This is a genomic window from Photobacterium satsumensis, assembly GCF_050336935.1.
In the GTDB taxonomy this organism is placed as follows: domain Bacteria; phylum Pseudomonadota; class Gammaproteobacteria; order Enterobacterales; family Vibrionaceae; genus Photobacterium; species Photobacterium satsumensis.
On record NZ_JAKJSK010000007.1, the window covers coordinates 97,345 to 111,336 of the forward strand.

Sequence of the window (13,992 nt, forward strand, 5' to 3'; positions counted from 1 at the left end):
AGAAAATAAGCCACATTTTTAGAACCGCTATCATAACGTAAAGCTGACGTGATCGAAGATCGAAATTTTGACGACTTAGCGCAAAAATTTGCAAAAAATATTTACGGAACCGGCAAAGGCCAGATCCGCCAAACTGTGGTTTGGGAAGATCTTGAGCAAATTTTAGCCCTATTGAAGAGCGATAAACCATTGCATCTCCTAGATGCAGGTGGGGGTGTTGGCCAGCTGTCACAAAAAGTGGCAGAGCTAGGGCATCACGTTACTTTGTGTGATCTTTCTAGCGAAATGCTGAAGCTAGCTGAGCAAGATATTGCTAAAAACGGCTTGCTTGAGCAGTATCGTCTAGTTCACAGCCCGGTACAGGAGATTGAAGAACATCTAGACAGTAAGGTGGATCTGGTCCTGTTTCATGCTGTGATGGAATGGTTGGCAGATCCGCAAGCTGCGCTGGAATACCTTTTGGAGCAGGTGAAGCCGGGCGGTATTATTTCCGTTATGTTCTACAACTATAATGGCCTGCTGTTTAAGAACTTGATTTGTGGCAACCTGACCCATATCGAAGAAGGGATGCCGCATAGAAAGCGTTTCAAGCTGCAACCACTGCAAGGGATTAAACCCGACGAGGTGTATAGCTGGCTTGAAAACGCAGGTTTTGACATTCTGGGTAAGACCGGAGTACGTACTTTCCACGATTATATGCAGACAACCATGGTCGGGGATTACAGTTTTGAACAGGTACTGGCGATGGAGCAAAAACTTTGCCGCCAGGAACCTTATTTGTCTCTGGGCCGATATATTCATGTTTACGCCCAAAAGCCGTTAGCGGGTCCAGAGGCTGAGAAATACAAAAGCAATAAGGACAACGGATGAGTGAAGTAACCCAGACCGTTCCCGAGTTGGTCAGTTGGGTTAAGCAGCATGAATTCGAGCTTAACCTGCCAACCGAGCGGCTGGCGTTCCTGTTGGCGATTGCTGTGCTGAGCGGCGATCGTTTTGATGAAGAATTAGGGGAAGGTGAACTGATTGATGCATTTCGCATTGTTAGCGATTTGTTCGAGCAGACACCGGAAACCGTGGCCTTCCGTGCCAACAACGCCATAAATGAGTTGGTTCGCCAACGCTTGATTTCCCGATTCACCAGTGAGGTTACCGACGGTGCAAGTATTTACCGTTTGAGTCCATTGGCACTCGGGATCACCGATTATTATGCCCGCCACCGCGAGTATTCAACGCTGAAACTTTCCATTCAGCTTGCCATGGTTGCCGATGAAATTAACAAGGCAGCTACAGCAGCACAAGAAGGGGGCGATGAACGACACTGGCGTCAGAATGTCCATGCAGTACTGAAATATTCAGTCGCTGAGATCTTTGACCGTATTGATCTCAACCAGCGCACCATGGACGAGCAGCAGCAACAAGTGAAGCAAGATATTGCCGAGCTGCTGAATCAAGACTGGCGAGCGGCGATCAGTAGCTGTGAAGTGCTGCTGAACGAAACCTCAAGCACCCTTCGCGAACTGCAAGATACCTTGCAGGCGGCGGGTGACCAGTTGCAAACCCAGCTACTGATTATCCAAGAAGAGATTCAGGGCAACCCAGATCTGGAGTTTGTTGATGCGATGGTATTCAACTTGCAAGCCAAGTTGGACCGCATCATCAACTGGGGCCAGCAGGCGATTGATCTGTGGATTGGTTACGACCGCCACGTTCACAAGTTTATCCGTACGGCTATCGACATGGACAAGAACCGTGCCTTCAGCCAGCGCTTGCGCCAGTCGGTAAAAGATTACTTCGATGCGCCATGGGTACTGACTTACGCCGATGCCGAGCGCTTGCTCGACATGCGTGACGAGGCACTGGTTCTGCGTGATGACGAAGTGACCGGTATCGTACCGGAGGAAATGGAATTTGAAGAGCTGGATCTGGTCAATGACCAACTGGCTGAACAAATTGCCGCGATGTTGCAGGCCCATAAAGAAACCGGTGCTGCAATTAACTTGAGTTTGCTTCTTAAAGATTATTTGGCTCAGCACCCATACGCCCAGCATTTCGATATGGCGCGATTGGTGATTGATCAGGCAGTGCGACTGGGTTACTCCGAGTCGGATTTCAATGCTATTCAGCCTGATTGGGAAGCTATTAATGAGTATGGAGCCAAGGTACAAGCAAATGTCATTGACAAATATTGAAGAATTTATGCCTGAGAAGCTGGCCAAGGCAATTGCCAACCCGCTTTTCCCGGCTCTGGATAATGCCCTTCGTTCTGGTCGTCATATCTCCAGCGAAGATTTGGATAACCACGCCCTGTTGATTGAGTTCGAGCACGATCTGGTACTGTTTTACAAGCGCTACAACGCCGAATTGGTTCGTGCGCCGGAAGGTTTCTTTTACCTGCGCCCGCGTTCGACGTCATTGATTAGCCGTTCGGTGCTGACTGAGCTGGATATGCTGGTGGGCAAGGTCTTGTGTTTCCTTTACCTCAGCCCAGAGCGCTTGGCGCACGAAGGTATCTTCAGCAACCAAGAGTTGTTCGACGAACTGATGCAGCTAGCCGATGAGAAGAAGCTAATGAAGCTGGTGACCCACCGTGCGACAGGCTCTGATCTTGATCGGGAAAAACTGTTCGACAAGACTAAGACTTCGCTGCGTCGCCTGCGCCGTCTTGGCATGATCATCCCTATCGGTGAAAACGGCAAATTCCGTATCAGTGAAGCGGTGTTCCGTTTCGGTGCCGATGTCCGCGTCGGTGATGATATTCGTGAAGCGCAAATCCGCCTGATCCGTGACGGTGAAGCGGTGGTTGTTCACCAGCAGGAGCCAAGCCAATCGAGCTTGCTTGACGCTGACGATGCATCAGAAAATGAGTTAGACAAATCCGGTTTGGAGGGTGAAGCCTAATGGAACGCGGTAAGTATCAATCGTTGACCATGGTCAACTGGAATGGCTTCTTTGCCCGTACATTTGATATCGACAATTTGGTCACTACGCTATCTGGCGGTAACGGTGCCGGTAAGTCGACCACTATGGCGGCCTTTATTACATCTCTTATTCCGGATCAGAGCCTGCTTCATTTCCGTAATACCACTGAAGCGGGTAGCTCTAATGCGTCTCGTGACAAGGGTCTGCACGGTAAGTTGAAACCAGGTACGTGTTACTCGGCATTGGATGTGGTGAACTCGAAGCACCAACGCATCATTTTTGCAGTGAAACTGCAGCAGGTTGCGGGTCGTGATAAGAAGGTGGATATCAAGCCTTTCATTATCCAGGGCTTGCCATCGCATGTTAAACCGACGGAAATACTGGTTGAGACGCTGTCTGACAACCAGGCGCGTGTACGTCAAATCAATGAAGTCAAAGAATTGGTAACGGGTGAATATGAAGGTGTGGTATTCAAAGCCTTCAACTCGGTCACTGATTATCACGTACAGATGTTCGAATTCGGTGTATTGCCGAAGAAACTGCGTAACAGTACCGACCGCTCGAAGTTCTACCGTCTGATTGAAGCCTCGCTGTACGGTGGTATTTCCAGTGCGATTACCCGCTCGCTGCGTGACTACCTGTTGCCACACAACAGCGGTGTGAAAAAAGCCTTCCAGGACATGGAAGCGGCACTGCGCGAAAACCGCATGACACTGGAAGCGATCAAGCTGACCCAGAGTGATCGTGATCTGTTCAAACACCTGATCACCGAAGCGACTAACTACGTGGCGGCGGATTACATGCGCCACGCCAACGAGCGCCGCCAGAAGCTGGAGAAAACACTGGGCTTGCGTGGCGAGCTGATGGGTTCTCGCAAGAACTTGGATGATCAGCAGACGTCACTGACCAACATGACCGCAGAGCTGGATGAACTGACCGAGCGCGAAGGTGCGCTGGAGCAGGATCACCAGGCGGCATCTGATCACTTGCAGCTGGTACAAACCGCTGTGCGTCAGCAGGAAAAGATTGAACGTTACCGTGAAGATCTCGAAGAGCTGACCGAGCGCTTGGAAGAGCAGGTGATGGTGGTTGAAGAAGCCGCTGAGCAGCTTGCCATGGCTGAAGAGCAGTCTCTGCTGACTGAAGAAGAAGTCGATAGCCTGAAAACCCAGCTCGCTGACTACCAGCAGGCGCTGGATATGCAGCAAACCCGTGCTCTGCAATATCAACAGGCCGTTCAGGCGCTGGAGAAAGCCCGTGATATCACCGGCGAGCACCAGATGCTGGCTGATCAGGCGGTACCTTATCTTGCTCAGCTAAAGCAAGATCAAGAAACACAGACCACTGCATTGCTAGCCCTAAAGCACAAGCTAGATATGTCATCGGCTGCCGCACAGCAGTTTGATAAAGGTCTACAGATTGTTACTACCATTGCCGGTAGCATCGAGCGCTCACAAGCGGGCAGCAAAGCCCGCGAACTGATTGCTAAAGCTCGACAGCTAGGCGCGATCACTGAACGTAGCGAACAGCTGAAAGCCCAATACCGTGATCTTGAGCGCTCGGTGCGCAATCAACGTCAGGCTATTGAGCTGGCTGAAACATACACCAAACGTTTTGCCGTTCAGATTGATGGTGAACTGGCGTTGGCTGAAGAGCAGGCCCGCCATGAAGCGACATTGGAAGAGCTTGAGCAACAGCAGGAAGTCTTGGTCGAGCAGCGTAATGACCTACGTCGTCAAGAGCAGCAGCTAACCAGTCAGATTTCGACCCTGGAAGCGGCAGCACCTGCGTGGATCGCGGCGTCTGATGCACTGGAAAAACTGTCAGAGCAATCTGAGCGTGAGCTATACGATAGCCAGGCGGTGATGGAAGCCATGCAGCTGACGCTGGACAAAGAGCGTGGCATCTCTGCAACCCGCGACAAGCTGGCAGTACGCAAACAGCAAATTGAGCTGGATATCGAGCGCCTTGCCCAGCCGGGTGGTAGCGATGATTCCCGTTTGCGCGCTCTGGCTGATACCCTGGGTGGTAGTCTGTTGTCGGAAATTTATGACGACATCACCTTGGCCGATGCCCCTTATTTCAGTGCCATGTATGGTCCTGCGCGTCATGCTATTGTGGTACCGGATCTAAAAGGCATCAAAGAAAAATTGGTTGCGCTGGATGATTGTCCGGACGACCTGTATATCATCGAGGGCGATGCAGACTCTTTCGACGACAGCGGCTTTGATGTTGACGAGATGGAAGGGGCGGTGTGTGTTCATCTTAACGATCGCCAGCTGCGTTATTCTCGCTTCCCGAAAGTACCGCTGTTTGGTCGTGCCGCACGTGAACAGCGCCTTGAGCACCTGCGTGAAGAACGTGAGCAGTTGATTGAAGATCACGCCAAGGCCGCATTCGACTCGCAGAAACTGCAGCGTTTGTACCAGAGCTTCAACAGCTTTGTCGCAACCCATATGGGCGTGGCATTTAACGATGATCCTGAAGCCGGCCTGAAAGTGGCGCGAGACAAGCGTAATCAGGTGAGTCGCCAGCTGACAGATTCGCAAGCACAAGAGCAGCAGCAACGCAGCCAGCTATCTGCAGCCCGTGAAGCGTTGGGACTGTTGGGTAAAATCAATCCACTGGTTAACCTGCTTGAAGATGACACGTTGCAGGCCCGATTTGACGAAGTGCAACAGCAGTTGTCACAGCTTGATGAAGCTCGTCACTACCTAGACCGCCACGGTAAAGCGATTGCCGAGTTGGAATCCTTGGTGACCGCGCTGGATGCGGACCCGCAGCAGTTTGATGCACTGCAAATCAGCTATGATGACGCTGACAAGCAGCTACAGATGCTAAAAGCCAAGATCTTCGCTGTGGCTGATTTGGCTGAACGCCGTCACCACTTTGGTTATGCCGATTCAATCGACATGCTCAACAAGAGCTCCGAGCTTAACGAGCAGCTGAAAGCCAAACTGGCATCGGCTGAGCGTGAGCGTAACCGGTGCCGTGATGCCTTGAAGCAGACTCGCTCGCAGGCTAACCAGTACAACCAGCTGTTGGCATCACTGAAGAGTTCGCATCAGGCAAAACTGGAAACGGTTCAGGAATTCGAGCGTGAGCTTCAGGAGCTGGGTGTCCGTGCCGATGTTGAAGCTGAAGAGCGCGCGCGCCTTCGCCGTGATGAATTGAACGAGCGTTTGCATACTTCACGTACCCGCCGTAGCCAGCTAGAAAAAGGCATCACGTCTGTTGAGCTGGAGATGAAAGGGTTGGTGAAGCGCCTGCGTAAAGTGGGCAAAGAATACCAAGACATCCGTAAGCTGGTCGTGACGGCGAAAGCCGGTTGGTGTGCCGTATTGCGCTTGGCGCGTGAAAGTGATGTTGAACGTCGTCTGCACCGTCGTGAAATGGCTTACATGTCGGCTGACGAACTGCGTTCACTATCGGATAAATCACTGGGTGCGCTTCGTTTGGCGGTGGCTGATAACGAGAACCTGCGTGATGCGTTGCGTGCATCGGAAGATGTGTCTCGTCCAGAGCGCAAGGTACTGTTCTACATTGCCGTCTACCAGCATCTGCGCGAGCGTATTCGCCATGACATCATTCGCACCGACGATCCGGTCGAAGCGATTGAAGAGATGGAAGTGGAACTGGCACGCCTGAGTGAAGAATTGACAGCACGTGAACAGCGTCTGGCGCTCAGCTCAGACTCGGTAGCGAGCATCATTCGCAAAACGATTCAGCGTGAGCAGAACCGTATCCGTATGCTGAACCAAGGCCTGCAGAATATCGGTTTTGGTCAGGTTAAGGGCGTACGCCTGAATGTGAAAGTGCGTGACACTCACGAGCAGTTGTTGGAAGGTCTGGCTGATCAGCAAGACCAGCACCAAGACTTGTTTGGTAATCACCGTCTGTCATTCTCAGAAGCGATTGCCAAGCTGTTCCAGCGCCTGAACCCGCATATTGATGTTGGCCAGCGTTCGCCGCAGATCATGGGTGAAGAGCTACTGGATTACCGTAACTACCTTGAGCTAAGCATCGAGGTTAACCGTGGTACTGATGGCTGGCTACAAGCTGAGTCGGGTGCGTTGTCTACCGGTGAGGCGATTGGTACTGGTCAGGCAATCCTATTGATGGTTGTACAGAGCTGGGAAGAAGAGTCTCGACGCTTGCGCGGTAAAGATATCATCCCATGCCGTCTGCTATTCCTGGATGAGGCTGCACGATTGGATGGTAAGTCGATTGCGACTCTGTTTGAGCTGTGTGATCGTCTCGATATGCAGTTATTGATCGCTGCGCCGGAGAATATCAGCCCAGAGAAAGGGACCACTTATAAGCTGGTGCGTAAGATCTTCAAGGATCGCGAACATGTGCATGTGGTGGGGCTGCGTGGTTTTGGTCAGGAGTCGAAATCTCCAGCCAATATCCAGACCATGCTGGAGTTAGATCCGGTGTAACCAAGTACAAGCTGTTTTCGATTTAGTAAAGCCGGTCTAACGACCGGCTTTTTTCGTCTTGAAGATAAGAACTTTTTCTCATTAATTAATTACCCTAACGATAAATTTTTTGCCCTTTCATATCCGCCTAAAATTTTAACTGTCAGATTCGGCCACTTGTCAGCCTGAACAGGCATGGCACACAAATACATAACCAAACACTAAGCGGCCAGCATATTGGTTTGGTACAGGCCAGATTTTATTTTGTCGTAGGGGTGATGACATGAAAAAAATAATATTACCAGTGCTCGCCACGCTCATTGTGGCCGGGTGTAGTGATTCCGATGGAGCCGCTTCGTCATTGGCAAACAATGACACTGCAGCCAATCAGGATGACGGTTCAGTACCAGTATCGGTGGATGTTTCCATGCCACCTAACGAGGTACCTAAGGGGGCAGATGATCTTCAAGCATGTGTGGCGATCGACGCTGTACAGGTAATGGACTTAGCAGGCACCATTATCGAATGGACCACCAAGAGTATGACAGACCCTTACGGGGTTAACTCGACGCAATGTATCCCAGCAGATTCTGATATTCCGGTTGATAACGATGGGTATCCGAAGTTTATCGTCATCGACTTGTACGATGTAACGGGTGTTGATCTGGTTAATTTGATTTCCGAGCAGCTGTTACCTGTGGGTGAATACACCGGTATGGCGCTTTCAATCCTGCAAGGTAGCTACGGTGATTTCCTCGATACACCTTATTCCTATGTCGGTAATCCAGTCGACAAAATGAAGATGGATATCGTTGATGATCTGACCTTTGATGGTTTGGATATCAACATCGATGTGCCAACTACCTTTACCATGACGTTTGACCTCAAGAGTATGATTCAGCTCATTGAGCAAGCTTATTATCTGAAAAGTGAAGGCTTCAAGGTCGTAGACAATATCACGGCAGGAACATTGTTTGGTGATATCGATGTATCGTCATGTGCGACCTCGGTGAAGGATGCGTATGTTTATCTCTATGAAGCAGATACAGCTGAATACGGTGATCTGGGATCTGATTACCCACCGGTAAAAACCGCTAAGGTGACTGACGATAACACCTATGAAATGCAGTACGTACCGGAAGGTGAATATGATGTGGTTCTAGTGTGTGATGCACTATTGGATCTACCAAATGAAATCGATTTGGATATCGACCTTGATGGCGATAGAGCATATCACGAAGGGCAATACATCAGTGCCGGTGATGAACATTACCGTAATCTATAGGTGGTGTAAGTACTCATAGAGTAAGTACAAATAAAGACAGCCAGACATAATGTCTGGCTGTCTTTATTTACGTGGTGGCAAACCAGCGCCGCCAACAGATTATTCTGCTATCAAGCTGTTATTCAGCAAATACCCGTATCTTATAGTCTATATAAATCGGATCTATATCTCATTTTTGACTTATAGCTATATTTTTTTGTCAGCGATAAGTTGCTGACATAAGTAATATTAACCTCATATGTCACCACTTCTGGTCTCTGCTGTCTCCTTTTAATGGTTGTTTTTTGACCGCTACTTCTTTAAATTTCCTACCCATAAACCGCAAACGCTTTGAAAGAGACCGAGATATGCCAGCTACCATGACCCTGAAAAAAGTTGTATTCGGCGCCATTTTCGGCCTTGTTGCTTTCGGTGCAACAACAGCCCATGCTTCTATTACCACTTCACCTGAGAACCACCTGCTATCAACCCTGAACTATGTAGAGCTTGAAGCCGAGCAGGGTGACAAAAATATGCAGCTTTTTTTAGGGCGCGCGTATCTTGAAGGAAGCAACGGACTAAAAGCCGATCCGCTAAAAGGCATGTACTGGTTAGAAAAAGCAGCGGTAGATATGCCAGAAGTAAAAACCCTGATTGGCGATTTGTTCAAGAAAGGTGAGGTATTGCCTCGTGATAACCAGCAGGCTTTGCATTGGTACTCGGAAGCTGCCAATGAAGGGGATGTACCTGCGATGGTTGAGCTAGGTATGTACTATGCTTCTGGCGCAACAGGTTCAACCGATTGTGCAAATGCGATTAAGTGGTTTAACGAAGCAGCAAATGGCGGTTCGTTGGAATCAAAGCGTAACCTAGTTTGGTTGTATGCAACATGTTCGGATGAGCGTATGCGTGACGGTGACCGTGCGTTGAAATTGGCCAAGCAGGTATTGAGCCGTAATGGTACTGGTGATGCGGGTGACTACGATAACCTTGCTGCCGCCTATGCCGCCTGCGGTGAATTCCGCCGCGCGATTGAAGCCCAGCAAACGGCAATCGGTAAACTGCAAGAGCCAAATGGCCAGCGCTATGCGAACTTTGAACAGCGTTTGAAGCTCTACCAGCAGAACCAGACAATCTACAGCGCTTCATTGTAATAAGCTGATAAATATAGAACAAAAAGGAAAAAGGTGCCCAGTGGCACCTTTTTTTTGTGCCATTATCTAGCCCCCGTCACCAAACAGATTTTTAGCTTCATAATTCCTTAGCAATTTTAAGTCCAGTTTCTATCCTTAACTATACTTACTGAAATTAGCTCTTAAGAGTGATGCCAACCTACATAAGTAATTGATCAATCAATTGTCCAGGTTGGTATTAGGCAAGCGCTTTACTTAAGAGACAGATAAGAAGAATGGTAGAAGGAAAAAAGCAATGAGCAACCCTGAATCCGTCAGTGACAAAGAGAAAGCCAAATATGAATGGCGCTCTTTTTTGTTTATCACCATTTTTTTGTTCCCCATATTAGCTGTTGCCATCGTCGGTGGTTACGGCTTCATCGTTTGGGCGATGCAGGTGTTTTTGCTTGGGCCTCCTGGCCACGGGTGATATCAATTGCCGATAGATGAACGCCAGGGCAACGAGCAAAGGATGAGATAGGTAAACACTATGATGAGTGCTTTGAAAAAACTGTGGGCGACATTTTGGCGTCCAGCAGTACATATAAGTTTGGGTGTATTGACCCTTGGTGGGTTTATCGCCGGGGTCATTTTCTGGGGGGGCTTTAACACCGCCCTTGAAATAACGAACACAGAGAAATTCTGTATTGGCTGTCATGAAATGCGTGACAATGTCTACGAGGAATTGCAGCAAACGGTTCATTGGTCAAATCACTCCGGCGTAAGGGCAACCTGCCCAGATTGCCATGTTCCCCATAACTGGACGGATAAAATCGCCCGTAAAATGCAAGCCAGCAAAGAGGTATACGGGGCTATTTTTGGCACGATCAATACCCGTGAAAAATTCTTGGAAAAGCGCCTAGAACTTGCCAATCATGAGTGGGAACGCTTTGCATCCAACGGGTCGCTGGAATGTAAAAATTGTCACAACTACGACAGCATGAAGTGGGATGAGATGTCGGATCTTGCTCGTACCCAGATGAAGCAAGCCGCTGAGCGTGATCAAAGCTGTATCGATTGCCACAAAGGGATCGCTCACGAACTGCCTGGTAATATGAACCTCTCTGGCGGTATGGTTCAGCAGTTGGTTCAGAGAGCCGGAAATACCTCTTTCAAAGAAGGCGAGAATTACTTCAGTGTCCGCTATCTCCCTATGTATGAGGATGAAGCGCTGACAATAGATGGCGGTGAGCTTAACCCCGCTTCTGAAGTTAAGGTAGTGCAAGTCAAAAGCGATGCGGTTCAGGTGGAAATCGCCGGTTGGCGCAAAACCAAGGGCTTTGGCCGGGTGATCAACGAGGACTTCGGTCTTAACATCCCGACGGCGGCATTGAGTAAAGATGCGGCGTTGAGCGATACCTTGGTTGAGAAATTTGAAGAGAAAGAAGATGACCTAACGGGTTTGGGCTGGCAGCGGGTCACCGTGAAACTGTGGATGCCAAAAGAATCATTGCTTGATGATGTGGAACCAATATGGTCTGAGGCGAGACCGGCCTATAACAACAATTGTAGTACTTGCCATACTCAGCCAGCGGAAAATCACTTCGATGCAAATACATGGCCGGGCATGTTTAACGGTATGTTGGCGTTCGTCAATCTTGACCGTGATAGTGAAGCCTTGGTACTGAAATACTTACAGAAACACTCATCAGATTTTTCTGATGCTGGCCATTAAAAGAAGCGAAGCGAGGTAAAAACATGTCTCTGAGTCGACGTCAATTTTTATCAGGGCTGGTAACAACGAGTGCTGTTGGTGTTATCGGTCCAAGTTTACTCACCTCTGTTGCCCGGGCAGCCGAAGAGGTATCGTCACCGTATTCGGCGGACGGGGTTTGGAAAACCACAGGCTCCCACTGGGGGGCATTCCGCGCCAAGATCTATAACGGTAAGGTCACCGAGATCAAACCGTTAGAGCGGGACAAGTACCCGACCGATATGATTAACGGGGTCAAAGGGATTATCTATAACCCTTCCCGAGTCCGTTATCCCATGATCCGACTCGACTGGCTGAAGAAGCACAAGTACAGCGGCGATACCCGGGGTAATAACCGATTTGTCCGGGTTACCTGGGATGAGGCGTTAGACATCTTCTATAACGAGTTAGAACGGATCCAGAAGGACTATGGGCCTTGGGCACTGCATGCCGGCATGACCGGTTGGCGCCAGACCGGCCAGTTCCACAGCTGTGGTAACCATATGCAGCGTGCCGTGGGTATGCATGGCAATTTCATGACCAAGGTCGGGGATTACTCGACCGGTGCCGGCCAGACGATCATGCCTTACGTGCTGGGCTCAACCGAGGTCTACGCTCAGGGGACTTCTTGGCCGGATATTCTGGCTAACAGCAAGACGGTCGTGTTGTGGGCGAATGATCCAATCAAGAACACCCAAGTAGGCTGGCAGTGCGAGACTCACGACTCCTACATGTACTACGAGCAACTCAAAGACAAGATCGCCAAAGGGGAGATCAAAGTGATCTCGGTGGATCCGGTGAAATCGAAAAGCCAAAACTACTTTGGCTGTGATCAGCTTTATGTGAACCCCCAAACCGATGTGCCATTCATGCTGGCTATCGCCCATACCCTGTATAAAGAAGAATTGTACGATAAAGCATTCATCGACACCTATGCCTTGGGCTTCGATGAATTTATTCCTTATGTGCTCGGAGAGTCCAAAGACAAGGTAGAGAAAACCCCTGAATGGGCGGAGCCTATCTGTGGTGTCAAAGCCGATGATATCCGTGAGTTTGCCCGCTTGCTGGCCAAAGACCGTACCCAGTTGATCTTTGGCTGGGCGGTGCAGCGTCAGCAACACGGTGAGCAGCCCTATTGGATGGGGGCGGTAATTGCCACTATGCTAGGGCAAATAGGTTTGCCGGGGGGCGGAATATCCTATTCTCACCATTACAGTGGGGTGGGTATCCCACCGACGGGGGCGGCTGGCCCGGGTGGCTTTCCGCGTAATGTTGATGAAGGCAAGAAACCGAAGTGGGATAACAGTGACTTCAAGGGCTATAGCCGAACGATTCCTGTCGCCCGTTGGGTCGATGCGATTATTGAACCAGGTAAAGAGATTAATTATAACGGCGCGAAGGTCGTCTTGCCCGATACCAAGATGCTGGTGGTCAGTGGCTGTAACCCTTGGCACCACCATCAAGATCGAAACCGAATGAAAACCGCCTTCCAGAAGTTGCAAACCGTAGTAACGATTGATTTCGCCTGGACGGCGACGTGCCGCTTCTCGGACATTGTACTCCCCGCGTGTACCCAATTTGAGCGTAATGATATCGACCTGTATGGGGCCTACTCCGGAACCGGGGTGCTGGCGATGCATAAGCTGGTTGATCCGCTTTACCAGTCGCGTACCGACTTTGATATCTTTACCGATTTCTGCCGCCGTTTTGGCCGTAATAAAGAATATACCCGCGGTATGGATGAGATGGAGTGGGTACGTTCACTCTATGATGATTGCCGTGAAGCCAATAAGGCCAACTTTGAAATGCCGGAATTCGACGAGTTCTGGGAAGTGGGGCAAGCGGGGTGGGTCGACTTTGGTGAAGGCAAAAACTTTGTCCGCCATGCTGACTTCCGTGAAGACCCGGAAATCAATCCGTTGGGGACACCTTCAGGGTTTATTGAAATCTACAGCCGTAAGATTGCCAGCTATAACTACGAGCACTGCCAAGGGCACCCGATGTGGTTTGAAAAAGCCGAGCGCTCACACGGTGGGCCGGGCTCTGATAAATACCCGCTTTGGTTGCAGTCCTGCCACCCGGATAAGCGATTGCACTCGCAGATGTGTGAGTCGGACGAATACCGCGCCACCTATGCGGTACAGGATCGCGAGCCTGTCTATATCAGTCCGGAAGATGCCAAAGCCCGTGGGATCAACGATGGGGATCTGGTCAGGGTGTTTAACGACCGCGGCCAGTTATTGGCCGGTGCGGTGGTATCCGACGATTATCCACCGGGTGTGATCCGTATCCATGAAGGGGCGTGGTATGGGCCGCTTAGTGAGAAACTGGGGGCCATCGATACCTATGGCGATCCGAATACCTTGACCATGGACGTAGGCACGTCCGAACTGGCTCAGGCAACCAGTGCCAATACCGTGGTGGCGGATATCGAGAAATTCAAAGGGGAAGTACCACCGGTTACCGCATTCGGTGGGCCGATCTATGAGTCTTGATAGGATTTTCACTGTGTAAAAAAGAAGG

General features: G+C 50.0%; 9 protein-coding genes. All 9 read left to right on the forward strand.

The window, feature by feature from the left end; all coding sequences use genetic code 11:
- Positions 1 to 48 precede the first annotated feature (48 nt).
- Entirely contained in the window at positions 49 to 870 is an 822-nt protein-coding gene (cmoM, locus tag L4D79_RS12170) for a tRNA uridine 5-oxyacetic acid(34) methyltransferase CmoM (protein WP_428651842.1), read from the forward strand.
- A complete protein-coding gene (mukF, locus tag L4D79_RS12175; RefSeq protein WP_428651843.1) occupies positions 867 to 2,189 on the forward strand; it encodes a chromosome partition protein MukF in 1,323 nt (440 codons plus the stop codon). Before cmoM ends, mukF begins: the two co-directional genes overlap by 4 nt.
- Positions 2,170 to 2,898, forward strand: a complete 729-nt coding sequence (gene mukE, locus L4D79_RS12180; RefSeq protein ID WP_428651844.1) for a chromosome partition protein MukE — start codon at positions 2,170 to 2,172, stop codon at positions 2,896 to 2,898. Before mukF ends, mukE begins: the two co-directional genes overlap by 20 nt.
- Complete coding sequence (gene mukB / locus L4D79_RS12185) at positions 2,898 to 7,361, forward strand: chromosome partition protein MukB (RefSeq protein WP_428651845.1); 4,464 nt, start codon at positions 2,898 to 2,900, stop codon at positions 7,359 to 7,361. The genes mukE and mukB overlap by 1 nt, the downstream gene beginning before the upstream one ends.
- Before the next feature lie 262 nt (positions 7,362 to 7,623).
- Complete coding sequence (locus tag L4D79_RS12190; protein ID WP_428651846.1) at positions 7,624 to 8,625, forward strand: membrane lipoprotein lipid attachment site-containing protein; 1,002 nt, start codon at positions 7,624 to 7,626, stop codon at positions 8,623 to 8,625.
- 347 nt (positions 8,626 to 8,972) lie between these two features.
- Complete coding sequence (locus tag L4D79_RS12195) at positions 8,973 to 9,758, forward strand: tetratricopeptide repeat protein (RefSeq protein ID WP_428651847.1); 786 nt, start codon at positions 8,973 to 8,975, stop codon at positions 9,756 to 9,758.
- Between the two features lie 274 nt (positions 9,759 to 10,032).
- The gene (gene torE / locus L4D79_RS12200; RefSeq protein ID WP_428651848.1) at positions 10,033 to 10,206 is read left to right on the forward strand and encodes a trimethylamine N-oxide reductase system protein TorE; all 174 of its coding nucleotides are present in this window, start codon (positions 10,033 to 10,035) and stop codon (positions 10,204 to 10,206) included.
- Between the two features lie 60 nt (positions 10,207 to 10,266).
- Positions 10,267 to 11,451, forward strand: a complete 1,185-nt coding sequence (gene torC / locus L4D79_RS12205) for a pentaheme c-type cytochrome TorC (RefSeq protein WP_428651849.1) — start codon at positions 10,267 to 10,269, stop codon at positions 11,449 to 11,451.
- A 23-nt stretch (positions 11,452 to 11,474) separates the two neighbouring features.
- The gene (gene torA / locus L4D79_RS12210) at positions 11,475 to 13,964 is read left to right on the forward strand and encodes a trimethylamine-N-oxide reductase TorA (RefSeq protein ID WP_428651850.1); all 2,490 of its coding nucleotides are present in this window, start codon (positions 11,475 to 11,477) and stop codon (positions 13,962 to 13,964) included.
- Positions 13,965 to 13,992: the final 28 nt, after the last annotated feature.

Bases quoted from the DNA above. Each gene is read 5' to 3' on its own strand.
- mukB (WP_428651845.1), top strand. From the start codon at position 2,898: ATGGAACGCGGTAAGTATCAATCGTTGACCATGGTCAACTGGAATGGC.
- L4D79_RS12190 (WP_428651846.1), top strand. From the start codon at position 7,624: ATGAAAAAAATAATATTACCAGTGCTCGCCACGCTCATTGTGGCCGGG.
- mukE (WP_428651844.1), top strand. From the start codon at position 2,170: ATGTCATTGACAAATATTGAAGAATTTATGCCTGAGAAGCTGGCCAAG.
- torC (WP_428651849.1), top strand. From the start codon at position 10,267: ATGATGAGTGCTTTGAAAAAACTGTGGGCGACATTTTGGCGTCCAGCA.
- torA (WP_428651850.1), top strand. From the start codon at position 11,475: ATGTCTCTGAGTCGACGTCAATTTTTATCAGGGCTGGTAACAACGAGT.
- mukF (WP_428651843.1), top strand. From the start codon at position 867: ATGAGTGAAGTAACCCAGACCGTTCCCGAGTTGGTCAGTTGGGTTAAG.
- torE (WP_428651848.1), top strand. From the start codon at position 10,033: ATGAGCAACCCTGAATCCGTCAGTGACAAAGAGAAAGCCAAATATGAA.
- L4D79_RS12195 (WP_428651847.1), top strand. From the start codon at position 8,973: ATGCCAGCTACCATGACCCTGAAAAAAGTTGTATTCGGCGCCATTTTC.